Annotated in this window: 25 protein-coding genes, 1 pseudogene and 1 other annotated feature; of the genes and pseudogenes, 21 read left to right on the top strand and 5 right to left on the bottom strand. The window is 39.6% G+C overall.

Going from position 1 to position 23,478, the window contains the following annotated elements:
* Positions 1-16 precede the first annotated feature (16 nt).
* From FFM68_RS11235 to rlmN, 8 genes are all read left to right on the top strand, one after another.
* Positions 17-1,270, top strand: a complete 1,254-nt coding sequence (locus tag FFM68_RS11235) for a PTS sugar transporter subunit IIC (RefSeq protein WP_137619402.1) — start codon at positions 17-19, stop codon at positions 1,268-1,270.
* 118 nt (positions 1,271-1,388) lie between these two features.
* Positions 1,389-2,777: a glycoside hydrolase family 1 protein gene (locus FFM68_RS11230; RefSeq protein WP_137619401.1), complete on the top strand. Its 1,389-nt coding sequence runs from the start codon at positions 1,389-1,391 to the stop codon at positions 2,775-2,777.
* A 24-nt stretch (positions 2,778-2,801) separates the two neighbouring features.
* Entirely contained in the window at positions 2,802-3,893 is a 1,092-nt protein-coding gene (locus tag FFM68_RS11225) for a DUF871 domain-containing protein (protein ID WP_137619400.1), read from the top strand.
* An 80-nt stretch (positions 3,894-3,973) separates the two neighbouring features.
* Positions 3,974-4,199: a binding site (T-box leader), on the top strand.
* 229 nt (positions 4,200-4,428) lie between these two features.
* Complete coding sequence (locus tag FFM68_RS11220) at positions 4,429-5,070, top strand: amino acid ABC transporter permease (protein WP_137619399.1); 642 nt, start codon at positions 4,429-4,431, stop codon at positions 5,068-5,070.
* A 13-nt stretch (positions 5,071-5,083) separates the two neighbouring features.
* Positions 5,084-5,719: an amino acid ABC transporter ATP-binding protein gene (locus FFM68_RS11215; RefSeq protein ID WP_137619398.1), complete on the top strand. Its 636-nt coding sequence runs from the start codon at positions 5,084-5,086 to the stop codon at positions 5,717-5,719.
* A gap of 58 nt (positions 5,720-5,777) precedes the next feature.
* A complete protein-coding gene (locus tag FFM68_RS11210; protein WP_137619397.1) occupies positions 5,778-6,602 on the top strand; it encodes an amino acid ABC transporter substrate-binding protein in 825 nt (274 codons plus the stop codon).
* A 118-nt stretch (positions 6,603-6,720) separates the two neighbouring features.
* Complete coding sequence (locus FFM68_RS11205; protein ID WP_137619396.1) at positions 6,721-9,105, top strand: DNA translocase FtsK; 2,385 nt, start codon at positions 6,721-6,723, stop codon at positions 9,103-9,105.
* Between the two features lie 252 nt (positions 9,106-9,357).
* Entirely contained in the window at positions 9,358-10,425 is a 1,068-nt protein-coding gene (gene rlmN / locus FFM68_RS11200; protein WP_137619395.1) for a dual-specificity RNA methyltransferase RlmN, read from the top strand.
* Positions 10,426-10,482: 57 nt separating this feature from the next.
* Here the strand turns inward: rlmN and FFM68_RS11195 are convergent, their stop codons facing one another.
* The 5 genes from FFM68_RS11195 to FFM68_RS11175 form a co-directional block, all read right to left on the bottom strand.
* Positions 10,483-10,962, bottom strand: coding sequence for a DUF2798 domain-containing protein (locus FFM68_RS11195; RefSeq protein ID WP_137619394.1), 480 nt, complete (start codon positions 10,960-10,962; stop codon positions 10,483-10,485).
* A gap of 151 nt (positions 10,963-11,113) precedes the next feature.
* Positions 11,114-11,944 (bottom strand): NUDIX hydrolase, encoded by an 831-nt coding sequence (locus FFM68_RS11190; protein WP_137619393.1) that lies wholly within the window; start codon positions 11,942-11,944, stop codon positions 11,114-11,116.
* 101 nt (positions 11,945-12,045) lie between these two features.
* Positions 12,046-12,978, bottom strand: coding sequence for a peptidylprolyl isomerase (locus tag FFM68_RS11185; protein WP_137619392.1), 933 nt, complete (start codon positions 12,976-12,978; stop codon positions 12,046-12,048).
* A 148-nt stretch (positions 12,979-13,126) separates the two neighbouring features.
* Positions 13,127-13,516: a YtxH domain-containing protein gene (locus FFM68_RS11180; RefSeq protein ID WP_137619391.1), complete on the bottom strand. Its 390-nt coding sequence runs from the start codon at positions 13,514-13,516 to the stop codon at positions 13,127-13,129.
* Positions 13,517-13,942, bottom strand: a complete 426-nt coding sequence (locus FFM68_RS11175) for an HIT family protein (protein WP_137619390.1) — start codon at positions 13,940-13,942, stop codon at positions 13,517-13,519.
* A gap of 191 nt (positions 13,943-14,133) precedes the next feature.
* Here FFM68_RS11175 and FFM68_RS11170 point away from each other — a divergent pair, with 191 nt between their 5' ends.
* The 13 genes and pseudogenes from FFM68_RS11170 to FFM68_RS11110 all read left to right on the top strand — a co-directional run bounded on the left by FFM68_RS11170 (position 14,134) and on the right by FFM68_RS11110 (position 23,440).
* Complete coding sequence (locus tag FFM68_RS11170) at positions 14,134-14,871, top strand: ABC transporter ATP-binding protein (RefSeq protein ID WP_137619389.1); 738 nt, start codon at positions 14,134-14,136, stop codon at positions 14,869-14,871.
* Positions 14,864-16,072, top strand: a complete 1,209-nt coding sequence (locus FFM68_RS11165) for an ABC transporter permease (RefSeq protein WP_137619388.1) — start codon at positions 14,864-14,866, stop codon at positions 16,070-16,072. The genes FFM68_RS11170 and FFM68_RS11165 overlap by 8 nt, the downstream gene beginning before the upstream one ends.
* 3 nt (positions 16,073-16,075) lie before the next feature.
* The gene (gene dat, locus FFM68_RS11160) at positions 16,076-16,945 is read left to right on the top strand and encodes a D-amino-acid transaminase (protein WP_137619387.1); all 870 of its coding nucleotides are present in this window, start codon (positions 16,076-16,078) and stop codon (positions 16,943-16,945) included.
* Between the two features lie 89 nt (positions 16,946-17,034).
* On the top strand, positions 17,035-17,817 hold the full coding sequence (locus FFM68_RS11155) for a phosphotransferase family protein (RefSeq protein ID WP_137619386.1): 783 nt from the start codon (positions 17,035-17,037) through the stop codon (positions 17,815-17,817).
* Positions 17,818-17,929: 112 nt separating this feature from the next.
* A pseudogene (trmB, locus tag FFM68_RS11150) lies at positions 17,930-18,586 on the top strand (tRNA (guanosine(46)-N7)-methyltransferase TrmB); the annotation flags it as partial.
* 85 nt (positions 18,587-18,671) lie between these two features.
* Complete coding sequence (gene comGA, locus FFM68_RS11145; protein ID WP_137619384.1) at positions 18,672-19,616, top strand: competence type IV pilus ATPase ComGA; 945 nt, start codon at positions 18,672-18,674, stop codon at positions 19,614-19,616.
* The gene (gene comGB / locus FFM68_RS11140; protein ID WP_239585162.1) at positions 19,594-20,589 is read left to right on the top strand and encodes a competence type IV pilus assembly protein ComGB; all 996 of its coding nucleotides are present in this window, start codon (positions 19,594-19,596) and stop codon (positions 20,587-20,589) included. Before comGA ends, comGB begins: the two co-directional genes overlap by 23 nt.
* Entirely contained in the window at positions 20,586-20,858 is a 273-nt protein-coding gene (gene comGC, locus FFM68_RS11135) for a competence type IV pilus major pilin ComGC (protein ID WP_137619382.1), read from the top strand. Before comGB ends, comGC begins: the two co-directional genes overlap by 4 nt.
* Entirely contained in the window at positions 20,827-21,294 is a 468-nt protein-coding gene (gene comGD / locus FFM68_RS11130) for a competence type IV pilus minor pilin ComGD (protein ID WP_137619381.1), read from the top strand. The genes comGC and comGD overlap by 32 nt, the downstream gene beginning before the upstream one ends.
* Positions 21,272-21,553 carry a competence type IV pilus minor pilin ComGE gene (gene comGE / locus FFM68_RS11125; protein WP_244925819.1) on the top strand — a complete coding sequence of 94 codons (282 nt, stop codon included), beginning with the start codon at positions 21,272-21,274 and terminating at the stop codon, positions 21,551-21,553. The genes comGD and comGE overlap by 23 nt, the downstream gene beginning before the upstream one ends.
* Positions 21,540-21,953 carry a competence type IV pilus minor pilin ComGF gene (comGF, locus tag FFM68_RS11120; RefSeq protein WP_137619379.1) on the top strand — a complete coding sequence of 138 codons (414 nt, stop codon included), beginning with the start codon at positions 21,540-21,542 and terminating at the stop codon, positions 21,951-21,953. Before comGE ends, comGF begins: the two co-directional genes overlap by 14 nt.
* Positions 21,946-22,266, top strand: coding sequence for a competence type IV pilus minor pilin ComGG (gene comGG / locus FFM68_RS11115; protein WP_174784517.1), 321 nt, complete (start codon positions 21,946-21,948; stop codon positions 22,264-22,266). The genes comGF and comGG overlap by 8 nt, the downstream gene beginning before the upstream one ends.
* A 166-nt stretch (positions 22,267-22,432) precedes the next feature.
* Positions 22,433-23,440, top strand: a complete 1,008-nt coding sequence (locus FFM68_RS11110; RefSeq protein ID WP_137619378.1) for a class I SAM-dependent methyltransferase — start codon at positions 22,433-22,435, stop codon at positions 23,438-23,440.
* Positions 23,441-23,478: the final 38 nt, after the last annotated feature.

Raw genomic sequence — 23,478 nt, 5'->3', positions numbered from 1 at the left:
TAGGAGGATTTAAAAAATGGATGGATTTATTAATTTCATGGAAAAACATTTTATTCCGTACGCATCAAAAATCGGTAATCAACGTCATTTGATCGCGATTCGGGATGCATTTACAGTAACCATGCCGCTGATGATTTTAGGGGCGTTGGCGGTAATGCTAAATAACTTGCCGATTCCAGCTTTCCAAAATTTCATGAATGGAATTTTTGGCGGTGAAGCTTGGAAGGGTTTCGGCGGAGCAGTCTGGAACGGAACATTTGGTGTTCTTTCTGTATTTATCGCATTTTTAGTGGCTTATAACTTGGCCCATCACTACGGTAAAGATCCAATCGGAACAGGGATTGTTTCTGTCGCATCTTTCTTCACTTTAGGTGCAGCACTTACTGGGATGAACTCATCTGGTCTATTCGTAGCCTTGATCGTAGGGATCCTTGTTGCAGAAATTTTCACTCGTTTAGTTGGAAATGAAAAATTAGTAATCAAAATGCCTGATGGTGTGCCACCAGCAGTTGCACGGTCATTTGCTTCATTATTCCCAGCAATGATTACTGTTTCAATCTTTGGTTTGATCGCAGCAATTATTGCCGCTTTCGGTGTAGAAGATATGTTTGCCGCTTTCTATGGAGCAGTTCAAGAACCATTTATGGGCTTGGCAAATTCTTATGGCTCAGCATTATTGATCGCCTTTATTACACCGTTCCTATGGTTCTTTGGTTTACATGGTGCCAACATGATTGATCCATTCATGCAAGCGATTAATGCACCAGCGATCGAAGCAAACAATGCCGCACTTTCAGCTGGTAATGCCGCACCTTACATCGTCAACAAACCATTCATCGATTCATTCGTAAATATGGGTGGTACTGGGGTGACAATCGGTTTGATCATCGCGATCTACTTAGTTGGTCGCAAAAACAAACCATTCATGGTCGTAAACAACTTAGCAGCAGCACCTGGTATTTTTAACATCAATGAACCATTGATGTTCGGTCTGCCGTTAGTATTGAATCCAATCATGTTCATTCCATTTATCTTAACACCAATGGTCTGTGTAACGACTGCTTATTTTGCAACTAGTTTTGGTTGGGTGCCGGCAGCAACGGTTATGCCACCATGGGTAACACCACCAATTATCGGCGGATTCTTAGCAACACAAAGCTTCTCAGGTGCCATTTTAGCCGCTGTGAACTTAGTAATCTCAACGGTTATGTACTTGCCATTTGTATCATTAGCAACAAGACAAGAATTAAAAAAAGTGAATGAAGCGTAAGCATGACTAGGGGGTTATGGATCAACTCGATCCCTGCCCCTTTTTTCAGTTTTACTCTAAGACTAAATGTGACAAGAATCAGATTGCTATTTAAAAAAATTGTGTTAGGAGATTTATTATGAAAATATTTCCCGAAAACTTTTGGTGGGGGGCGGCAACATCAGGCCCACAAAGCGAAGGACGATTTAACAAAAAACATGCAAATGTCTTTGATTATCATTTTGAGATCGAACCGGAGAAATTCCACAATCAGGTAGGACCGGATACGGCTTCAAATTTTTACAATAGTTACAAAGAAGATACGCATATGATGCGATCAATCGGCATGAATAGTCTACGAACAAGTATTCAATGGAGCCGGCTGATCGATGATTTAGAAACAAATACAGTGAGCCAATCAGCAGTCGATTTTTATAACAATGTGATCGATACTATACTTGCAGAAGGTATGACACCAGTAATAAATCTGCATCACTTTGATTTGCCAGTCGAATTGTATGATAAGTACGGCGGTTGGGAATCAAAAAAAGTTGTGGAATTATACGTTGGGTTTGCACAAAAATGTTTTGAATTATTTGGCGATCGCGTGAAATTTTGGACAACCCATAATGAACCGATGGTCGTAGTAGAAGGGGAGTATTTGTTCCAATTCCATTATCCAAATATTGTTAATGGAAAAAAAGCGGTACAAGTAGCTTACAACTTGAATCTAGCCTCAGCTAAAGCGATCCAAGCGTTTCGCAAACTAGCGATCAACGATGCACAAATCGGAACGATTTTGAATCTGACACCGACTTATGCAGCGTCTGATGCACCAGAAGACCAAGAAGCGGCACGAATCGCGGAACTTTGGAACAATAAAATGTTTTTAGAACCAGCAATCTATGGACATTTTCCAGCAGAATTAGAAGAGCTGCTAACGAAAGATAATGTGTTGTGGGAAACGACTGATGAAGAAAAAGAAATCTTGAAAAATAACACGATTGATTTTCTAGGGGTGAACTTCTATCATCCTAATCGAGTAAAAGCACCAGATGTAGCACCGAATTCAGTTGGTGAATGGATGCCGGATCGTTACTATGATGCGTATGATATGCCGGGACGTCGTGTGAATTTAGATCGCGGTTGGGAGATTTATCCTAAAGCGTTGTATGATATCGCAGTGAACATCAAAGAAAATTATAAAAATATTCCTTGGTATGTGTCTGAAAACGGAATGGGTGTCTCAAACGAAGAACGTTTTATGAATCCTGACGGCATGATCGAGGATGATTATCGAATTGATTTTGTGCAAGAACATTTGGCTTGGCTGCATAAAGGAATCGAAGAAGGATCGAATTGTTTTGGTTATCATATGTGGACACCGATTGATTGCTGGTCATGGCTAAACGCTTATAAAAATCGCTATGGTTTCATTTCAAATAACATCCATACTCAAATCAAAACGATCAAAAAGTCTGGTTACTGGTTCAAAGAAGTAACCGAAAGAAACGGGTTAGAAGAATAGTTGAGCCAACAAGGAGGAAGAGAAATGAAACGGGAATTAGGCATTTCAGTTTATCCTGATCATAGTGATCCGCAAGCTGATCGCGAATATATCAAAAAGGCAGCGGAATTAGGTTATAGTAGAATTTTTATGAGTATGTTAGAAGTTACTGAAGGAAAAGAAAAAGTTAGTGAAAAATTCGGCAGTATTATTCATTATGCAAAAGAGTTAGGTTTTGAGACGATTTTAGATATCGCACCAGCTATTTTCAATGATCTGGGTATTTCTTATGATGATCTAAGTTTTTTTGCCGAGTTAGGTGCTGCCGGGATTCGTTTAGACGAAGGCTTTGACGGAAACAAAGAAGCCATGTTGAGCTACAATCCTGAAGGGTTAGCGATCGAGCTGAACATGAGTAACAATGTTGCATATCTTGATAATATTTTGTCTTATGAAGCCAATGAACCATTTATTTACGGCTGTCATAATTTTTATCCACAAGAAGGCTCCGCATTGCCGTACGACTTTTTTATCAGCTGTAGTGAACGTTTTAAAAAACATGGAATCAAAACAGCAGCTTTTATCACAAGTCATGACGCGCAATATGGACCGTGGGATATCAATGATGGTTTGCCGACTTTAGAAATGCACCGTCATTTGCCAATCGATCTGCAAGCACGTCATCTGTTTGCGACTGGTTTGATTGATACGGTGATCATCGGCAATGCCTATGCTTCCGATGAGGAATTAGAAAAAGTAGCCGCAGTAAATCGCTACAAATTAAGTTTAGGTATTGAACTTTCAGAAAAGATCACAGAAGTTGAACGCAAGATTATTGCTGATCCAAAACATTTTCGTCGCGGTGATATTACAGCAACCGCTGTCCGTTCTACAATGGTACGGGTAAAATATGCCGATGTCGAAAATCCAGTCCACGACAATACACAAGAATTTCAAATTGGCGATGTGGTCATCGGCAATGATGATTTTGGCAAATATAAAAATGAATTACAGATTGTTTTAGTCCCTCATAGTGATTCACGGAAAAATCTAGTGGGGAAAATCCCACCAGAAGAGCTGATCATGCTGGACTTTTTAAAACCGTGGGCAAAATTTCAGTTTGTTCCTAAAAATTAAATTTGAAACAAATGAAAAAAAGATGAAGATTATCGGTTGACAAAATCTGCGAAGGCGTGTAAAGTATGACTCAACTTAATCAAACGACAATGAAAAGAAGAGTAGCAGTTCATTTGTTTTTAGAGAGTCTCTGGCTGGTGGAAAGAGACAGCAATGATTTGTGAACCACATCTTTGAGTCGATCAGCTGAAATAAGTAGGTTGATCCGGTAGAGCCCGTTAGCGCAGAGGTCAGACTGACCAATCGAGATCGTCCGTTGTGAAGCGGCGATAAAAAAAGGTGGAACCACGTAATTACGTCCTTTAGTCCTAGCGGCTAAAGGGCTTTTTTATTTCACTGATTGGACACTGACCCATAGAGGTTCTTTTTGCGAAAAAGGAACAAAGATGAGGTGGAACCACGTAGTGAACGTCCTCTGGTAGAAATACCAGAGGACGTTTTTTTTAACCACTGATTCTGTTTCAGCTAGAGTTGACCGAGTCAAAATGAGGAAATTCGAAAGATTAAGCTTTCGAACACATGGAGGGGTATTGAAATGAATTATTTGATCGACGTCATGCCGCAATTATTACAAGGCGCGACGACCACACTGAAATTATTTGCTTATACGATATTGGGTTCGTTGCCGTTAGGAGTGTTATTGTCTTTTGGCTTAGCCAGTCATTTCAAACCATTGCAATGGATTTTACGGTTTTATGTTTGGATCATGCGAGGGACACCGTTACTTTTACAATTGATCTTTGTTTTTTATGGCTTACCGTTAGTCGGAATTATTTTTGATCGTTTTGAAGCCGCACTTTTTGCGTTCGTATTGAACTATGCTGCTTATTACGCAGAAATATTTCGCGGCGGTATTCAATCTATTCCAGTTGGTCAGTATGAGGCTTCCAAAGTGATCGGATTGACACCTGTTCAAACCGTTACACGGATCATTATTCCACAAGTCGTTAAAATCGTGTTGCCGTCAGTTGGAAATGAAGTCATCAATTTAGTAAAAGATACATCGCTTGTTTATATCCTAGGTTTATCTGACGTGATGCGCGCTGGGAAGATTGCGATGGAACGAGACACCACTTTACTTCCGTTATTTGGAGTAGCCATTATTTATTTATTATTGACAGGTGTGACTTCTGTCATCTTGAAACAACTAGAAAATCGTTTGAACTATTATCGTTAGGTGGGTGAGAAAAATGATTGAATTAAAAAAAGTAAACAAATCTTTTGGCAACAAAAAAGTGATTGATAATTTGGATCTGGTGATCCCTGAAGGTCAGATCTTAGCGATTGTTGGACCATCTGGCGGTGGGAAAACAACTTTGTTAAGAACGTTGGCTGGTCTAGAGACCGCAGACAGCGGTACCTTTTTATTAGATGGAAAACCTTTTGATCCGACGTCTTCGAAAGAACAGGAACAAGTCGTCGGTGTGGTCTTCCAAGATTTCCAATTATTTCCACATTTAAGTGTCTTAGACAATATTACGATCGGCCCGCGTTTGGTCTTGAAAGAAGACAAAGCAACGTATACGAGTAAAGCAGAACATTTGGCAAAAATGCTAGGTATTGAAGAGCTGTTAAATAACTTTCCTTATCAATTATCCGGCGGACAAAAACAACGGTTGGCGATTGCTCGGGCAATGGCGATGAACCCTAAAGTTTTGGCTTACGATGAACCGACCAGTGCGTTGGATCCTGCATTGCGTCAACAAGTTGCAAACTTGATTTTGGAATTGAAAGCCGATGGCGTGACACAGATCGTCGTGACCCATGATTTAGTTTTTGCTGAAGAAATTGGTGATCAGTTATTGAAGGTAGAACCGATCAAATAAAAAAAATGATTAGCTAGTAGCGTCATTTTAAATACTAAAAAAACTAGGAGGAATAAGTATGAAATTGAAAAAGATTGTTTTGGGAATGGCAGCTGTTTTAGCATTGGTAACGTTGACGGCTTGCGGCAAGAAAGAAGCCAGCGGTGACGACAGCTGGAAAACGATTGAGAAAGATAAAAAAGTAACCATTGGTTTAGATGACACTTTTGTTCCGATGGGTTTCAAAGATAAAGACGGAAAAATCGTCGGTTTTGACGTAGATCTAGCAAAAGAAGTCTTCAAAGAATACGATATCGAAGCTGATTTTCAACCAATCGATTGGTCAATGAAAGAAAGCGAATTAGATAACGGGACGATTGATTTGATTTGGAACGGCTATACGGTTACAAAGTCACGGGAAAAGAAAGTGTTGTTCTCTGATGCTTACGCTCAAAATGAACAAGTCTTAGTCACTAAAAAAGACAGCAACATCACTAAAGCAGAAGGCATGAAAGGCAAAATTTTAGGTGCGCAGGAAGGTTCTTCAGGTTATGAAGCCTTCAACAATCAAACGAAAATCTTAAAAGATATCGTGAAAGAAAATGATGCAACTTTATATGCCAGCTTTAACGAAGCAATGATCGATTTGGAAAATGGTCGAATCGATGGCCTATTGATCGACAAAGTATACGCAGATTATTATTTGAAACAAGCCGGTAAATTAGCTGCATTCAATATTTTCAGTGTCGGCTTTAAAAATGAAGATTTCGCAGTTGGTGCACGTAAAGGCGACAAAGAGTTAGTCAAAAAAATTAACAGTGCTTTCAAAGAGTTACAAGAAAATGGAAAATACGGTGAAATCTCAAAGAAATGGTTTGGCGAAGAATTAACTTTACCTAAATAATTAAGAAGAAATCAGCTTATAAAATACAAATGCAGATCAACTAGAAAGAAAAGGCGAACAAAACTTTTGTTCGCCTTCTTTTTTTTGTATAATGGTACAGAATGGAAAGAGGGATAGCATGGCGCAAAAAAAGCGTACAAAGAAAAAAAGAAAAACAAAAAAACAAAAACAACTGCAAGAACAGCGCCTGATTATCGGCATTGGGCTTTTATTCATTTTGTTCACGATTTTTTCCTTATTCAAACTCGGTTTTTTAGGAAATTTGATCGCAAATGTATTGCGGCTGATTGGCGGCAACACGTATCAGTTTCTAGCCTTGCTGCTGGGAATGTACGGCGGCTTGCTCGTAGCTAAGAATACGAAGTTGCGCTTGACTAAACCGCGGCGTTGGATCGGAGTCGGCGTTTTTTATTTAGGTATTTTAGTGATTTTACACGCGCGATTGTTTGCGAATGTCCAAAGTAAAGATCCAAATATTTTAAAAACGACGTGGGATTTACTGATGTCGGATCTTTTAGGCAATCGAATCACGCAAAATGTCGGCGGTGGGATGTTGGGAGGCGTGCTCTATAATTTAACACACTTCTTAGTTTCACAAGTCGGCAGTTATTTGATCGCAGGGTTGCTATTAATTTTAGGAATCTTTTTATTCAGTCTCTTAGAATTCAATCAAGTAACCGATTATTTAGCAGAATTTACCGAAAAGATGCAAGCAAAATTTTCTGAATCAGACGAGAAAAAAGCACTGCGCGCTGCGAAAAAAGCAGAACGGCAAACGCAAAAGGCACAAGTGCAAGCTGAAAAGCGTGCTGCGGAAAAAGCTAGGATGGCTGCTGAATTGGCTGAACAAGAAACCGTTGCTTCAGCGATACCAGAGGAACCGATAAAAAATAGTCCAGAGCCTTCAGCAGAACCGGAACAGATGACGTTGGTGCCGATTGAAGGATTCCAAGAAAACTTAGAACCGGTAAAACCGGCAGTTGCGAAAAAACCGCAGCTTGAAGAAGAGATTGACGATCCGGGTGATTTAGAGTTTGAGATTAATGCAGAACCGGAAGATCACGATTATCAATTGCCGCCGTCGACTTTATTAGATTCGATTCCGGCAACCGACCAAAGCGATGAATACAAAAAGATCGAGCAAAACATCAAAGTTTTAGAAAAAACATTCAACAGTTTTGGTGTTGATGCAAAAGTCGTCAAAGCCAGTTTAGGTCCATCCGTCACCAAATTCGAAGTTCAACCAGCTGTGGGTGTGAAAGTCAGCAAGATCGTCAATTTGACGGATGACATCGCGCTAGCATTAGCTGCCAAAGATGTTCGGATGGAAGCACCGATTCCCGGCAAATCGTTGATTGGGATCGAGGTACCGAATAGTACGATCAGTACAGTATCTTTCCGAGACATTATTGAATCGCAGCCTAATCATCCAGATAAGATCTTGGAAGTTCCTTTAGGCCGAGATATTTCTGGCATGGTGCGGACAGCCGATTTAACCAAGATGCCTCATCTGCTGATTGCTGGTTCAACAGGGAGCGGGAAATCAGTTGCTATCAATGGAATCATCACAAGTATTTTGATGCGAGCCAAACCAAATGAAGCCAAACTGATGATGATTGATCCAAAGATGGTCGAGTTGAATGTTTACAACGGAATCCCGCATTTATTAACTCCCGTTGTAACAAATCCGAGAAAAGCGGCGCAAGCCTTACAAAAAGTCGTGCAAGAAATGGAAGAACGTTATGAAAAATTTGCAGCGACTGGTGTGCGCAACATTTCAGGTTTCAATGAGTTGGTCATTCAGAAAAATTTGGAAGACGGACAAAACCGGCCAATCTTGCCGTTTATTGTAGTTATTGTTGATGAATTGGCTGACTTGATGATGGTGGCAAGCAATGAAGTGGAAGATGCGATCACACGTTTAGCTCAAATGGCGCGTGCGGCAGGAATTCACATGATTTTAGCGACACAACGGCCAAGTGTAGATGTCATCACAGGGATCATTAAAGCCAATGTCCCATCGCGGATCGCGTTTGCTGTTTCAAGCGGGACCGATTCACGGACGATTATTGATGGAAACGGCGCGGAAAAACTTTTAGGTCGCGGCGATATGCTGTTCTTGCCGATGGGTGAAAATAAACCGATTCGGGTCCAAGGCGCGTTTATTTCTGATCACGAGGTCGAGCAGATCGTAGAATTTGTTTCCGATCAGCAAGAAGCTCATTATGAAGAAAAAATGATGCCGACAGAAGAAACGACTACTTCACCGTCAGAAAATCCGCAAGACGAACTATATGAAGAAGCAAAAGCATTAGTCGTTGATATGCAGACGGCAAGCATCTCCTTGTTACAACGGCGTTTCCGGATCGGTTACAATCGAGCCGCACGCATCGTTGATGAATTGGAGGATCATGGAGTCATCGGACCATCGACTGGCAGCAAGCCGCGTGAAGTCTTTTTACAAAAGGCTGAAGAAGAACCAGAGAACCCATTAGAAAACTAGGAAAATAGTCTAGAGAAATCTAGACTATTTTCTTGTTTTTCCCAAAGTTAATTGTTTTCTCTTTGTGAATCAGTTATAGTATGTAGCGAATGTTGCCAGTTTTTTAGATGATTGATTCATAAGAAAATAGTCGTCAAGCTTGTTTGAATAAGAGAATGCAGGTAAAAAGCAGCAGAATATTTAATAATTTCTGATTTCGTGATTGAACTAGCAAAGCTAGCACTTTGATACAATATAGTAGGAGGTAATACTTTGGAAAAGCCCTCAATTTATGGTTTAAGAAGAGAAGAATTAGTCGAATGGTTTTTGGAACATGGAGAGAAAAAATTCCGAGCTGTGCAAGTTTGGGAATGGCTTTATCGCAGCCGCGTGAGCGAATTTGCGGAAATGAGCAATTTATCAAAACAAACGATCGCGCTGTTGGAAGAAAACTTTATCATCAATCCATTGAAACAATTAGTCGTGCAAGAAGCCAGCGACGGTACAGTCAAGTATTTATTTGAATTACCGGATCATTTGATGATCGAAACGGTTCTGATGCGTCAAGAATACGGTTTGTCCGTTTGCGTAACGACGCAAGTTGGCTGCAATATCGGCTGTACTTTCTGTGCGTCTGGTCTGTTGAAAAAACAGCGTGATTTGACAGCGGGTGAAATCGTCGCTCAAATCATGTTAGTCCAACATTATTTTGATGAACGGGGAGAAGAAGAACGCGTTTCTCATATCGTTGTGATGGGAATCGGCGAACCATTTGATAATTACAACAATGTCATGAATTTTCTTCATGTCATCAATGACGACAAAGGAATGGCGATCGGAGCTCGTCATATCACCGTTTCAACAAGTGGTTTGGTTCCTAAAATCAAAAAATTTGCGGAAAATGGGTTGCAAGTGAATTTAGCAATCTCATTGCATGCGCCAAATAATGAGATTCGTTCAGCGATCATGCGGATTAATCGCAGTTTTCCAATTGAGAAATTGATGGATGCGGTAGATTATTATATTGAAGAAACCAACCGCCGGGTCACATTTGAATACATCATGTTGGCAGGCGTGAACGACCAGCCGAAACATGCCCAAGAGTTAGCAGACTTAATGAAGAACAAGAAAAAATTGGTTTATGTGAATTTGATTCCTTATAATCCAGTCAGTGAACACGATCAATATTCTCGCAGCAGCAAAGCAGCTGTGCTACGTTTTTATGATGTCTTGAAAAAGAACGGGATTAATTGCGTGATTCGAAAAGAGCACGGAACAGATATCGACGCAGCTTGTGGACAATTGCGAAGCAAACAAATGAAAAAAGCCGCAGTAAAATAAATTTTATCAAAAAAACAGCCAAACATACATCGAATGTATGCCTGGCTGTTTTTTGTCTTAGGCTAAGATCGTGCCAACTGGAAAAATTCTTCTGAAAACTTTTCGCACGAGCGGACCAGCGATAAGCAATTGGAAAGGGAGTGCCATTACGATATTTTTTAAAATATTCGTGCCCCAAACAATCAAGAGCTGATCCCAAGCCTGTGTATGGCTCAATACTTCAACTGCACCGTAAAGAGACATGAAGAAGACCATTGGCAAAACCATACAGCAAGAAACGGTAAGAACCATCCGAACAGGGCTAGCTGAAGCGGGCAATAGTTTGAATGCGAATTTTTTGGCTGGTGCTGATACGACAAACCAATCTAAAAGTAGCGCGCATAGGTAACCTAAAGGCAAACCTATCCAGGCAGTTCTTAAAACGTCTAATGTGAAAGCTCCCGTATGTAAATAAACATTGTACAAACTCATCCAAAGCACCATCACAAAACACATCATTACAGTATAAACAAAACTTTCTCTTTTATTTCTTGGCATAAAAATCCTCCTATAATTATGAATACAAAAAAGTGGCAATCGTATAACTCGCTACGACAACCACTTTGGGAATCTTCACTGCGTTATGGAAAGACAATTTTTTTGCTTCTCCATTATATACAGACTTTTCCATTTGATGTAAGTAAAAAGTTTATTTTTTTTCACCAATCTCATCTTTTAGACGATAAATCTTCGAAGGACGGCCGATTCCAACTGGTCGTTCGCCAATTTCGTCAAAATATTGCAGCATTGCTTTTTTAAAATTAGAGTGATCAACTGTTCTAAAATCGACACCTAAAAATTTAGCAAAGACTTTCCGTGCTTCGGTAATCGTAAACTCAGCACCCAAGACTTGCAAAATCAGCGGTTCATGATCCATTTTATTTACGACCCGATTGAAAGCTTTGCGGATGATCTCGTTGTGGTCAAACGCCAGTGTATCTTTGCCAAGCGATTTTCCGGTTTCCAAATCAATTTCGATGGAAATATCCTCTTCACTTGTTAAATAGATCGTTTTTCCGCGTCGTTCCATATTGAACCAGCGTGCGTCTTGTGTATCATCACCTGCAGTCGGCGGAACTTGACCGATAAAAGCTAAATAGCTGACAGTGATAACCCAGCCACGGGGATCGCGATTGGGTGAACTGAACGTATGAAGCTGTTCAACATTTTTTCTACCGATCACTAAACCAGTTTCTTCAGTCGTTTCACGTCGAACGCTGTCATTTGTTGATTCATTACGTTCAACAAAACCGCCAGGTAGCGCCCAAGAGTTGCGGTAAGGATTGCCGCGTCGCTGGATCAACAAGATCTTCAATTGATCTTCTGCTTTGTTATAACCCATGATCACAATGTCGACAGTGACAGAAGGTTTTTCGTATTCTGGATGAGCTTGTTCTTTGTACCAAGCAATGAATTCCGCTTCATCTGCTTCGTGTTCATAATAATCTTTTTCTGCTTCCTTAGAGGCAAATTCTTTCATGTAGTGTTCACCCATTTTCTTATAAGTATTTTCTACTTTATTGTAGCATGAATACTAAAAAAAGGGGAACTCCGCATGGAATTCCCCTTTGTTCATTTAAATTATTTTGATGAATCAGTCGTTGTTTGTTTGCCAGAACTATTAGTAGTCAAGAATTCAGATAAGATATTTTCAAATGCATCATCTTTGATCTTAACATTGGCTTTTTTCAACTCTTTTGAAATAACTTCAGAAGAGAAGGTTTGGTCAGCCATTTTTGTATCTTCAGCGATTTGTTTCAATTCTTTTTTGTATTTATCCATGTCATTGCCTTTAGATGAAGTTTTTTCCATCTTCACAAGGTAATAACTTGTTTGATACGTAGATGAATCTGTGGTAGTGATTACGTCAGAAACTTCGCCATTTTTTAACTTGAAGGCTGCTTCTTTTACTTCAGAAGGAACAGTTGTTGATTGTGAATCAAATTTGATTTGACCACCATCTTTTTTTGTTGTTGAATCTTGTGATTTTTCTTTTGCGATTTTAGCGAAATCACCCTTATCGTCTAACTGTTTCTTGATTTCTTTAGCGTCGTCTTCACTGCTTGCTAAAATAATTCGAGCAGTTACTTCTGGGTGGAATGAATCCCAAGCTGATTTCAAGTCCTTGTCAGTAATCTTCAAATGTGCTTTCAAGCCTTCTTGGAAAGCAAGGGATTGTTTCAAATATTCTTTATATGATTTTTTTGTGTAACCGGCAGATTGCAATTGCGTATCAAAAGTATCGCCCAATTGTTTTTTCTGTTTGTTGTATTCTTTGTCGACTTGTTTGTCGGTTACTTTATCACCATAAGCATTTTCAAATACTTTATAGATGATCATGTTGCGAACTAAACTTTGGTTGGTTTGTTCTTTTTTTGCTTCAGTATAAAAGTCTTCGACGGTGATTTTTCCGCCTTTCATAGTTGCGATGTCTTGATTGGAACTTCCTGAACAGGCTCCTAATACAATCACGCTAAGCAAGCCTGCTGTGGCTAAAAGGATCTTTTTCTTCATTTCTATGCTACAACTCCTAAAATTAAAATGTACATCTGTTTGTTAATCCGTCCCAACTATAACATATCTAAAATTACAAAGGAAAGAGATAAAAATAGTTTCCGAGAAAATTCATAATTAAAACACAATTACTTAAACAAATCAGTGGTTATTCACCAATTTCTGCAGGCCTTGTCAACAAAAAGCGGCCTTTTTTGATCACGGTCGTGTCTTTGGTCTGTGGCAAGGCTTGATTGATCTTTTCCAATTGCGCTTGGATTTGCTGAATTCGGGGATCTGCTTGAAAACGAAATTCTTCAAGATCTTTTTCTACCCCAGATTTAAAAGCAGGAGCCAGAGTATCAAAGGTATTTTTTAAATTCGTCGCTGATTCACGAAAAGCGGTCAAATTATCATTCAGCTCATCTGTCAGCACGACGAGCTCGCGCGTATTGGTAATTAATTTCTCGCGTGTTTCTTCACCTTTTCGCGGAGCTAACAAGAGTCCGCCCAGTGTACCAAGGCCTGCGCCAAAGAGAATTCCTTTGAAAAATCCCATCTATTTCACCTGCTCTTTGATCTTATCAGCGATCGCTTGCATCTCTTCTGGTTTTTGTTGTTCCGCATGATTGCCGAAATGAATGGAGAAATCGTCTTTTTTACTGTAACGTGGAACTAAATGAACGTGTGAGTGGAAGACCGATTGATAAGCAAGTTCTTTATTATTATTTAAAATATTTAAACCTTCCATTTCAGGAAATGCTTTTTCAAGGGCACGCGCGATTTTAGGAATGCGAGCAAAAATATCTGCTGCCAAGTCTTCATCGTAATCAAAAATATCTGTCACATGTTGTTTTGGCACAACTAATGTGTGGCCTTTTGTGGCTTGAGAGATATCTAAAAAGGCATAGACTTTTTCATCCTCATAAACTTTGTAGCTAGGGATTTCTTGATTGATAATTTTACAAAAAATACAATTTTCCATTGCAAACATCCTTTCTAATTACTCATCATCACTTTATTTTGGATCACTGCTAGTGAAAAGCAGCCTGACAAGTGTAATTTCTACTTTTACTTTACCATAACTTGTAATACTTGTGCGGGAAAAGGTCAAGTGAAGCGTAATTATTTGTGGGATTCTGCTATAATACTAACTAAGAAATTGGAGGGGACAAAATGAGCTTAGCAATTCAGCATGTTACAGGCGGTTACGGCCATGTGCCTGTTTTAAAAGATATTGATTTTGAGGTCAACAACGGTGAAATGATCGGTTTGATCGGTTTGAATGGCGCCGGAAAATCTACTACGATCAAAAATATTATCGGTTTACTGACACCGCAAAAAGGAACGATCACAGTTGATGGATTAACACTGCAAAAAGATCCTGAGAACTATCGGAAAAAAATCGGCTATATTCCTGAGACGCCTTCATTGTATGAAGAGTTGACATTACGCGAACATATCGAAGTAACGGCGATGGCTTACGATATTCCAAAAGAAACAGCGATGCAACGAGCAGAATCTTTATTGAAGACCTTTCGTTTAGAAAATCGGTTGGACTGGTTTCCAGTGAATTTTTCTAAAGGGATGAAACAAAAAGTGATGGTCTTATGTGCTTTTTTGATTCAACCTAGTTTATACATTATCGACGAACCATTTTTAGGATTGGATCCGCTGGCGATCAATGCCTTACTGGAGTTGATGGTGACGATGAAAAACCAAGGTGCAGCAATCTTGATGTCGACCCATATTTTAGCGACAGCTGAAAAATATTGTGATCGTTTTGTTGTGCTGCATGAAGGAGAAGTACGCGCGCAAGGAACATTACAGGAGCTGCAGGCAGAGTTCGAGCTGCCCGGTGCTTCTTTAGATGAAATCTATATCGCGCTGACAAAGGAGAAAGAACATGCTTGATTTTTTTCTATTGAGGCGCCAGCGTCACCAGAAAAAAATGATGAAATATATGCGCTATGTGTTAAATGATCATTTTGTTTTGGTGTGTTTGTTCTTAGTTGGCGGATTGGCTTTTTACTATTCAAATCTACTAAAACAGTTATCACCGGACTTCCCTTGGAGTTTGCCAATCGTTGGAATCATTTGGTGGCTGATTTTGCCATTTGGTAGATTGGCGACCTTAGTAGAACCGGCTGATATGGCATTTTTATTACCAAAAGAAAAAGAGATGGGCGGCTATCTATCGCGTGGCTTACGCCACTCGCTAGCTTGGCCATTTAGTATTGAAACATTTGTCTGCGGCGCGCTGCTTCCGCTAGTTGTGTTAGCTAAACAAGTGAGCTTTGTCCATTTTTTCTTTTTCTTGGTGATGCTGTGGTGTTTGAAAGTAGGAAATTTACGGATTCAGCGTTTTGCTTGTTACCAAACAACAAAAAAACAAACTCAGCAATTTATGTTCTTATGGTTTATCGTCAGCGGCGGAATCATTTTTATCAGTTTGTATAGTTTTGCTTGGCTTGGGACGATCCTTGCATTGGCTGCGGCGTTAGGGTTTATTTTGTTAACACAAGAAAAAGATCGGCTGCTAGATTGGAGCAGCATGATCGAACGAGAAAACATGCGGTTACATCGTATGTATCAATTCATCAATTTATTTACAGATGTTCCCGAAATTGAAGCGAAAGTTCGTCGACGAAAATATTTAGACGGGTTATTAGCAAAAATTTCCTTCAAACAAGAGAATACCTTTTTGTATTTATTTGCGCGGGGAGCCTTGCGCGGGGCAATCTTTGGCGGTTTGTTTTTCCGCTTGCTGATCGTTGGAGCAGTCTTGATCGTTTCATTAGCAGATTTTCGGTTTGTTGTCGGAGTCAGCGTATTATTTATTTATTTGATCGGGTTTCAGATGATCCCGTTATATAATCAATTTGATTACATTGGCGCGACTCAGCTATATCCTGTAGCAAAAAAATATAAGAAAGCCGCTTTGCAACGCTTGATGGCGATCTTATTGTTTGCGGCTGCAGTTATTTTCAGTTTATGCAGTTTGGTCCATTTATCAATTTTTGAGACACTGATTTTGTTTGCAGTACTTTTAATTGAAATCGGCTTGTTTGCTTGGTTATATCTCCCAGCGAGAATCAAGAAAATGGAGGGTTAGCAGATGAAAGTATTATGGAATGAACAAATTGTGGATGAATCGGCAGTGAAAATCGATTTAGAAGATCGTGGGTATCAATTTGGTGATGGTATTTATGAAGTGATCCGCATTTATGATGGCTGTCTGTATATGGAAAAAGAACACTTGGATCGTCTGTGGGACAGTGCGGCAAAAATCCATTTGACGCTGCCTTTTACTAAAGAAGAATTAAGTCGGCGTTTGCGGCGTTTAGTGAGAGAAGTTGGATTGACCAATGCGCGTGTTTATTTTCAAGTGACACGTGGGACCGCAAAACCACGGTTGCATGATTTTCCTGATCCTGCAGTCGTTCAACCGGTTTTATTGGCAGATATCCAACCGGTATCACGGCCGAGTGCCAAACAAAAAATTGGTATTCGTGCTGGATTTGTTGAAGATAGACGCTGGCTGCACTGCGATATCAAATCGATCAGTCTACTAGGCAATCTTTTAGCATTGGATGAAGCCAAACAAAATGGTTATGATGAAGCCATTTTAGTGCGTGACGGCAATGTGACAGAAGCCTCCGCTTCTAATCTATGGATGGTAAACGAAGGAATTCTTTATACGCATCCCGATGGACAGTTGGTTTTACCAGGAATCACAAAAATAAAAATTCGTGAGTTAGCAAAAGCATTAGGTATCGAACTAAGAGAAACAGCCTTTACTAAAAAAGAATTATTAGCTGCTGATGAATGTTTCAAGTCTAGTTCAGTAGCTGAAATCATCCCGATCATTGAGATTGACGATCAAAAAATCGGCGAGGGGATGCCTGGCAAAGTGACGAAAAAATTACTGGGCGCGTATCATGACGCCGTAAAGTTAACGGTTCAGACGCATCATAATGAAAAATAATCAAAGAAGAACATACATGCCCTTGACGCGGCCCCTTTCCGCGACTAAAATAGTAAATACGTTTAAAATGCTAGGGGAGGGCCTTGGGAATGGAATTTCAGTTGGATAGTGACTGGCGCGTACAGCCGATCAAAGGCGATACGGGAAAAACGTATATTGGTTACCGTGACGAAGATCGCGTCTTCATTAAACGAAATACCACCCCGATGTTGGCGGCTTTATCTCGTGAAGGCATTGCACCAAAACTTGTTTGGATCAAACGGACAGGAAATGGCGATACATTGACCGCACAAGAATGGTTGGATGGTCGAATTTTAGAGCCGGAAGAAATTTCGCGCCGCAATGATGTGGTCGATGTACTATATCACTTGCACCACTCGCCTTCACTGAAAGTGATGCTAAAAAAAATGGGTGGGCGTCAAGTTTCGCCACAACAGTTATTGGCAGACTATGAAGCAAATTTGCCGAAGATGATCGAACAAAATGCTTTTATTGAATTGGTGTATGATTATTTGAAAAAGAATGTTCCAACGTATGCTAAGAAGAATTATACTGTGGTGCATGGCGACGTGAATCATAGAAATTGGTTAGTTTCTTCTAACTATTTATATTTAGTCGATTGGGATTCAGTAATGTTTGCGGATCCGGCGTTGGATATCGGAACGATTTTAGGAAGCTATGTTCCGCTGTCTAGTTGGAGCAAATGGCTTGTCCGTTATGGAATACGACCAACAGATGAAAATGTTGAGCGAATCTATTGGTACGGATTGATGAGTCTGTTATTAGAAATCGCCCGTCAATACAAACGAGATGAATTACATCACATGAATCAAGCAATTTTACAATTAAAACGAATTTTTGCCGGAAGCTGAACGTTTTGTTCGGCTTCTAGTTTTGTCAGGCACAAGTTCGATCCTCATTTCAATAAACACAAAATGAAATACATAGGGAAAAAATAAAAACAAAAAGGATTCTAGGAGGAAAACAATGCGTGTTAGAAATCGTCCAGGAGCGGCAGAAATGTTAGCGGCTCGGCCTGAATATGTCATACAAGAACCGGATGCTTGGAAAGGCCGCTGGTCTGAGCGTTTTGGAAATGATCATCCGATCCACATCGAGATTGGCATGGGCAAAGGACAGTTTATCATCGGGATGGCTGCGGCTCATCCTGAGATCAATTATATCGGTATAGAAATGCAAGTCAGTGTGATCTCCATCGCTTTAGATAAATTAGTTGAAGCAAAATTGCCTAATTTACAATTATTGCATGTTGACGGCTCTGAGCTGACAAATTATTTTGCTGATAGTGAGGTCGACCAGATTTATTTGAATTTTTCTGATCCATGGCCTAAGAAAAAGCATACAAAACGCCGCTTGACTTCACCTAGTTTTTTAGCAGTAGATGAAGAAATCTTGCGTCCTGCTGGAGAGATCCATTTTAAAACAGACAATCAAGGATTGTTTGAATATTCATTAAGCAGTTTTTCAAAGCACGGTATGACCTTAGAACAAATATGGTTAGACTTGCATAAAAGTTCGTATGAAGGAAATATCATGACTGAATACGAAGAAAAATTTTCAAACAAAGGGCAGCGGATCTATCGAGTAGAGGCCCGCTTTCAGGACAAAACAAAAAAATAATCAAAGTTGAAAGATGAGCCAGATTTTTGGTTCATCTTTTTTTAGTTTGGAGTTTTTTTACGTATCTTATTTATGAGGTGAGGAGATGGAGATCGAACAACTTTCAGATGAATTGATCCAACATGGTTTTAAACATCAAATGCAAGATTTGTATTTACTACCCAAAAAAGAAACGTATCGCTGTTTTTTTCGCCGCGGCCCGTTTTACGATTATAAAAATCTATCCCAAGGCAAGGCTGAGTTATGTAACAGGACTGCCTTGCAGCTGATCAATCGGTTCAAATATTTAGGTCAGATGGATGTCAGTGAAAAGCGAAAAGTCCAGCTCGGTGCGATTTCTTACCCCTTAGCACAGGGCAAGCAACGGTTGCGTTTGTCGGCTGTCGGGGATTATTTGCAACAGGAAAGTTTAGTCATTCGCTTTTTGCATCAATTCGGTAGCAGTCCGGAAGTCTACCATCTGCCGGAACAAATCGATCTGCTCCAAGAATATACGAAAAAACGCGGGCTCTATTTGTTTTGCGGTCCGGTTGGTTCAGGAAAAACCACTTTGATGTATAAGTTAGCACGAAAAAATAAAGGGCAAGTCATTACGATTGAAGATCCTGTAGAAATTGAAGAACCAAACTTTTTACAGTTACAGGTAAACGAAAAAATTCAACAAAGCTATGATGAGCTGATCAAGCTGTCATTGCGGCACCATCCAGACGTTTTGATCATCGGCGAAATTCGCGATCAAAAAACCATCCAAGGGGCGATTCGAGCAGCATTAACAGGACATTGTGTCTACGCCACACTGCACGCAGCCAGTTTGGAATCTGCTCATGCTAGGATTTTTGAATTAGGTGGAGAGGCCGCTTTATTGAAAGAATGCCTACGAGGGATTATTTACCAAGAATTATTAGCAGTAAATAAAACAGTAGGATTATTAACGAGCTATCGTTTCTATCAAGAAAATTTGTATTTCACCTGGAAAGAAGGGCTGCAGTGTGTGGGACAAAAACAAATTGACAAAAAAACAACGCATTGACTTTGTTCAACTGCTGGGGGATCTATTAGTAAATGGGTTTAGTTTGCAACAAGCTTTTGTATTTTTCGTGCATGCGAATCTCTTTTCGCCGAATATTTTAATAAAGCTGCAACAAGATCTCCAACAAGGAAAAAGTTTAGCGCAAAGTTTTGTCCAGCTGCAGTATTCAAATGATCAGATTTTACAGATCGAATTAGCTGAATCCCATGGTGACCTCGCTCAAACACTGTTGGGGATTGCCAAACAAATGCGTTTAGTTCAACGTCAGCAAGAAAATTTTCTCAAGGCGGTCTCATACCCGTTACTGTTATTTATTTTTTTGCTCACAATTTTGTTGGGCATGCGATTTTTCTTGCTGCCGCAGCTGGTCGCTAGCGGCATGATCCATGCTGAATCCTTTTCAGTCCAACTGATAAAAGGAGTACCTGTGATTGGACTAGGTGTGCTTATTTTCTTAATCATTTTAGCGATGTGTTGGCAAACCTGGGGGAAAAGGCAAAGCTATCTTACGCGGTTTAGTCTGTTAACTAGAATTCCTGGTATTCGCACTTTGTTCAGCAATTATTACTCAGCATACTTTGCTCTGGAATGGGGCAAGCTTTTTCAGCAAGGACTGGAGCTGCATCAGATTATCGAGTGCTTACTTATAATCGAAGGAAAATCTTTGATGCAGGAATTAGCTGCCGACTTGAAAACTCGCTTAGCTCAAGGAAGCACTTTAGCAGAAGAATTGAAACGTTATCCTTTTTTAACGAAAGAATTCAGTCGGATTGTCTTTCAAGGAGAAGCTCGGGGAAATTTAGGCAAAGAGTTGATAACCTACAGTCAATTAGTTTGGCGCCGTTTTTTTAATCAATTGGAGTTCTTATGTTCATGGATACAGCCGTTGGTCTTTTTATTTGTAGCACTTTTAATTATTAGTTTGTATTTAACGATGCTTCTGCCATTGACAGACTTGGAGAGGATTTTATGAAAAAACAAGCTTCAGGCTTCACGTTATTAGAGATGATCGTTGTGATTTTCGTCATCAGTTTGTTGTTGTTATTGTTTGTCCCTAAATTGATCAAGCAAAAAGAAAGTGCCAGCAAACAAAGCGATGGTGCGATTGCCAAAGTAGTTGAAACGCAAATCGAAGTTTTTGAATTAGACCATGGGAAGAAACCTAGCAAAGCTGAATTGATAGAGCAAGGTTATGTTAAGGAGAAGCAATATGAAGCCTACGAACGTATCGAAGGAAAATAATGCTGGATTTACATTGATCGAGTCGGTAATCGTGTTAGCCCTAGTTTGCAGTTTCGTATTATTACCGACGGTCGCGCTTAGAAGTTGGCAAGCTAAGTTAGAGAAAGCCTTCTTTTATTACCAGTTCGAAAAATCAATTTTGCATTTACAGCAAGTAGCGATTGCCGATCATAAAGGCACCCGGATCGATCTTTATAAAAATGCGCAATTGATCATCTTTTTTACAAACCATACAGAGTTGCCATGGAGAGAATTACCAGTCCCCGAAACACTCAAACTGGAGAGCAGTTACGCGGTGTTATTCAAAGCGGGAACTGGCAACATTTCTACGACACAGCCTGGAACGGGCAGCATCCCCAAAATCGTTTTTACAGATGAGGGAAAAATAGTTACTTATCAATTTCAACTGGGAAGTGGTCGCTTTGAAAGGAAATAAAGGGTATATCTTACTAGAAAGTCTGATCAGTCTGACGATTTTGTTAATCCTTGTTGCTAGTTATGTCGGAGTAACCGCAAAAATGCAAAGTGCTAGTCAAGAACGATTGGCGTTACTAACAAATTATCGTGATCTTTATACAGAAGTACGCCGCTGTCGCTTGCATTCAGTAAGCTCAATGAAGCCGCAAATTGAAATCTCATTGGAACAAGGAAAAGCTGTGAACCATCAAGGAGGGATCGTAGTTGCCAAAAAATAGCGGCTTTACTTTGTTGGAAAGTCTCGTTGCTTTGCTGATGCTTAGCGGCATTTTATTGCTGCTTTCCAGTTTGATCCAGCATGCGCATAAACTGGAAGAAAATTTGAGCAGTTACCAACAGATTGAAGGGGAGATTTTTTTGCTTCAATTGGACAATGAAATGGAGAATCTTCAATATGAACAAACAACTTCACGAGAAATCTGGGCGCAGACTGCGCAAAAGGAACAAGTCATCATTAAAAAGTATCAAGATAAATTAATCAAGGAACAATCCAAAGGGTATCAGCCATTACTGACGGGAGTGAAACAATTTGTTTGCCAAGAAAATAATTATGGTGTGGACTTTGTTGTTACTTTTACTGACGGAAAACAAAAAAAGGGAACATGGATCTTTGAATAGCCAAGGCGGAATACTGTTGTCTGTCTTACTGGCTATTTTTTTGTTTAGTTTTTTACTCTTGAATCTAACCACCAGTTATCATCAAACAGCTGACTTAACAGCACGAACGGAACAATTATATCAAGCCAAAATCGCCAAAGAACTTTTTTTAGCCGATTTTCCTAAATTGAATAAGAAACAAGGAATATGGAAATTTAATAAAGGGGAATTGACGTATAGCGCAGAACATGAGCAACTGAAATTGGTAGTGAAAATTAAAAAGAAAACATATCATTTTTATGAAAAAATTAGCACATCGACCTCAAGCGATTGATATAACATAGGGAATTAAGCGGACGAAGAAGAATGTAGTGTAAATGATAGCTTTGTATTGAATTAGGAAAACAATGATAAAAAAAAGAAAGCGATTGATTAATTGGAATATGTTCGCTAAAATAGAACAGGTATCGTGAGTGTTATATTAGTTTGAGAGGTGCAAGATGAACCCAGAAAAAATTGAGACAGCTTTTTCTTTGATGGAAGAAGCGATCATTGCATTGCAGCAATCGCTAGGAACTTCTTTTTTTGACGCTTACATCGAAAATGCAGAGAACTTAGTCGACAATGCGAAAGTACGCGTGCTTGATCAGCAGCCAGATGCGGCTACTGTTGCAAAAGTAGAAACACTATATCAAGAATTATTAGCGTTAGCTTTAGACAAAGAAGATTGGCGGAAATTAACGCAATTGATTTTGCTGAAAGGCTCAAAAAATGAAAATTTACAGCCTAATTACCAATTAACGCCAGATAGTATTGGTTTTTTATTTGTCTTTTTGATTGAACAATTGACGTTAAAAAAAGATCAGCCATTAGAAATTTTAGATATCACTGTCGGAATGGGCAATCTATTGCTGACAGCGCTGATCAATTTGCAAGTAGCAGGCTATTCAGTCAACGGAATCGGTGTTGATAATGATGAAACCTTACTTGCAATCGCCGCTTCAGATAGCTTATTGATGGGAGAAACAGTAAAATTATTCCACCAAGATAGTTTGCAAGATTTATTAGTAGATCCAGTAGATTATGTGATCGGTGACTTGCCAGTCGGTTATTATCCGAATGATCAGCAAGCGCAGAAATTTGCGACGCATTCTGAAAAAGAACACAGTTATGCCCATCATTTGTTGATGGAACAAGCCATGAATTATGTGAAGCCGGCAGGTTTTGGTTTATTTTTAGTACCAAGTAATTTCCTTGAAGCAGAGCAAGGTCCATTATTGCAAAAATGGTTGAAAGACGATGTGTTATTACAAGGGATCATCCAATTGCCAGATGAGTTATTTAAATCAGAGCATTCACGAAAAAGTATTTTACTGTTACAAAAACAAGGTGGAACAGCAGAACAAGCGGAAAAAGTTTTACTCGTTCATTTGCCTTCGTTGAAGGATCCAACACAAGTAACAGAGTTCTTCAAAAAATTCGAGGACTGGAAGTCTTCTAATTTATAAGCCTAGTGGGCGAAAAGCAATTTAATTATAGAGGAGAG

The sequence above is a fragment of the Enterococcus xiangfangensis genome, assembly GCF_005405365.1.
Classification (GTDB): Bacteria; Bacillota; Bacilli; order Lactobacillales; family Enterococcaceae; genus Enterococcus_A; species Enterococcus_A xiangfangensis.
The sequence above is the reverse complement of the archived record's forward strand: the minus strand, read 5'-3'. Positions and strand labels throughout refer to the sequence as shown.

Coding starts and splice junctions, on each gene's coding strand:
- comGD (WP_137619381.1), top strand. CDS start 20,827: ATGAAGCCTACGAACGTATCGAAGGAAAATAATGCTGGATTTACATTG.
- FFM68_RS11175 (WP_137619390.1), bottom strand. CDS start 13,942: ATGGAAAATTGTATTTTTTGTAAAATTATCAATCAAGAAATCCCTAGC.
- FFM68_RS11215 (WP_137619398.1), top strand. CDS start 5,084: ATGATTGAATTAAAAAAAGTAAACAAATCTTTTGGCAACAAAAAAGTG.
- FFM68_RS11185 (WP_137619392.1), bottom strand. CDS start 12,978: ATGAAGAAAAAGATCCTTTTAGCCACAGCAGGCTTGCTTAGCGTGATT.
- FFM68_RS11190 (WP_137619393.1), bottom strand. CDS start 11,944: ATGAAAGAATTTGCCTCTAAGGAAGCAGAAAAAGATTATTATGAACAC.
- FFM68_RS11220 (WP_137619399.1), top strand. CDS start 4,429: ATGAATTATTTGATCGACGTCATGCCGCAATTATTACAAGGCGCGACG.
- FFM68_RS11165 (WP_137619388.1), top strand. CDS start 14,864: ATGCTTGATTTTTTTCTATTGAGGCGCCAGCGTCACCAGAAAAAAATG.
- FFM68_RS11235 (WP_137619402.1), top strand. CDS start 17: ATGGATGGATTTATTAATTTCATGGAAAAACATTTTATTCCGTACGCA.
- dat (WP_137619387.1), top strand. CDS start 16,076: ATGAAAGTATTATGGAATGAACAAATTGTGGATGAATCGGCAGTGAAA.
- FFM68_RS11210 (WP_137619397.1), top strand. CDS start 5,778: ATGAAATTGAAAAAGATTGTTTTGGGAATGGCAGCTGTTTTAGCATTG.
- FFM68_RS11155 (WP_137619386.1), top strand. CDS start 17,035: ATGGAATTTCAGTTGGATAGTGACTGGCGCGTACAGCCGATCAAAGGC.
- FFM68_RS11110 (WP_137619378.1), top strand. CDS start 22,433: ATGAACCCAGAAAAAATTGAGACAGCTTTTTCTTTGATGGAAGAAGCG.
- FFM68_RS11170 (WP_137619389.1), top strand. CDS start 14,134: ATGAGCTTAGCAATTCAGCATGTTACAGGCGGTTACGGCCATGTGCCT.
- FFM68_RS11195 (WP_137619394.1), bottom strand. CDS start 10,962: ATGCCAAGAAATAAAAGAGAAAGTTTTGTTTATACTGTAATGATGTGT.
- comGC (WP_137619382.1), top strand. CDS start 20,586: ATGAAAAAACAAGCTTCAGGCTTCACGTTATTAGAGATGATCGTTGTG.
- FFM68_RS11205 (WP_137619396.1), top strand. CDS start 6,721: ATGGCGCAAAAAAAGCGTACAAAGAAAAAAAGAAAAACAAAAAAACAA.
- FFM68_RS11180 (WP_137619391.1), bottom strand. CDS start 13,516: ATGGGATTTTTCAAAGGAATTCTCTTTGGCGCAGGCCTTGGTACACTG.
- comGA (WP_137619384.1), top strand. CDS start 18,672: ATGGAGATCGAACAACTTTCAGATGAATTGATCCAACATGGTTTTAAA.
- FFM68_RS11225 (WP_137619400.1), top strand. CDS start 2,802: ATGAAACGGGAATTAGGCATTTCAGTTTATCCTGATCATAGTGATCCG.
- FFM68_RS11230 (WP_137619401.1), top strand. CDS start 1,389: ATGAAAATATTTCCCGAAAACTTTTGGTGGGGGGCGGCAACATCAGGC.